The organism is Streptomyces sp. NPDC059477 (genome assembly GCF_042749375.1).
In the GTDB taxonomy this organism is placed as follows: Bacteria; Actinomycetota; Actinomycetes; order Streptomycetales; family Streptomycetaceae; genus Streptomyces.
Genome location: NZ_JBHYUG010000022.1, coordinates 1 through 1,275, shown reverse-complemented (window position 1 = coordinate 1,275; position 1,275 = coordinate 1). Strand labels below are relative to the sequence as shown.

The following is a 1,275-nucleotide window of genomic DNA, read 5'->3' as shown; positions in this document are numbered from 1 at the left end:
GGGGCGGGCGCCGCGCGCGTGCCCCCGGGGGTCCGCCCGCGGCGGGGGTGCATTGGGTCTCCACCGCCGGGTGTTACGTCGGCTGACCCCCCCCCCCCCCCAACTCCCCCGCACACGGGGTGAGACCACGCCGATGGCGCGGACCGCTGTCGTCGCTGTCACCGCGCCGGCGCGGGCGGCCGGGGGCCGGAGTCGACAGTGGCTCGGGCCCCCGCCCCCGGTCGCCCCGGAAGAAACCTCCCCCAGGCATGGCGACACGCCGCACAGGCCTCACGACACGCCGGGACACGCCGGAGGTGCACCGTCCGGCCCCCGTTAGTGGCCTCGTGATCGGAAAGGGCGTCAGATAGGGCCTGAGTGTCCGTCAGATCCGAGGAGAGGCCCCTATCGTGCGTGTCCAGTCGCTGACCCTCGCCGTGGCGAGTGCCGCCCTGCTCGCCCCGACGACATCCCCCACCGCCACGGCGTCCGTGTCCGGACCGCCCTCGCGGCACATCCTGGCGGTACCGGGCGAGGGCGCGGTCTCCGCCGCCGCCCTGCTCGCCCGGGTACGCGACTGCACGCCCGTCTCCCGGGGCCGCTACCGCACCGACGGCGGCACCCGCGCCCGCGTCCCGGTCTGCGGCACCCACGGCGCCGTGTTCTGGAAGGCGGACATGGACATCGACTGCGACGGGCGGGCGGGCCGCCACTGCAACGCCCGTACCGACCCGTACTTCTCGCCCCACACCGCCTTCCCGCAGTCCGACGGACAGGCCCTGAACTCCGAGGAACTGCCCTACGTCGTCGTACCCGTGCCGAGCGCGATCTGGGACCACGGTGACGACGGGGTGCGGGCCGGGACCGTCGCCGCCGTCGTCTACCGCGACCGGGTGCGCTACGCCGTGGTCGGCGACCGGGGACCGCGCGACCTCATCGGCGAGGCCTCCTACGCCACCGCCCGGGAACTGGGCATCGACCCCGACCCCCGGCACGGCGGCACCGCGTCCGGGGTCACCTACATCCTCTTCAAGAACTCCACCGTCACCCCGATCGAGGACCACCCGGCGGCGGTCCGTGAGGGCGAGCGGCTGGCACGCGAGTTCGTCGGCTGAGGCGAGGTGAGTGTGGCGGCGCGGCGGGGCGGAGGGCGCTCGTATGAGGACGGGCGCTCGTACGGGGACGGGCGCTCGTACGGGGACGGGTGCCCGCATGGCGACGGTCCCCGTACGAGGACGGATGCCCGCATGGTGACGGTGGCCGGACCGGGGCGCGGGGCCGTCGGGGGCCCCCCCC

At 75.5% G+C, this 1,275-nt stretch carries 1 protein-coding gene; it reads left to right on the top strand.

Going from position 1 to position 1,275, the window contains the following annotated elements; translation table 11 throughout:
• Window positions 1-389: 389 nt before the first annotated feature.
• Window positions 390-1,094 carry a glycoside hydrolase family 75 protein gene (locus tag ACFXAZ_RS14130; RefSeq protein WP_384589417.1) on the top strand — a complete coding sequence of 235 codons (705 nt, stop codon included), beginning with the start codon at window positions 390-392 and terminating at the stop codon, window positions 1,092-1,094.
• Window positions 1,095-1,275 lie beyond the last annotated feature (181 nt).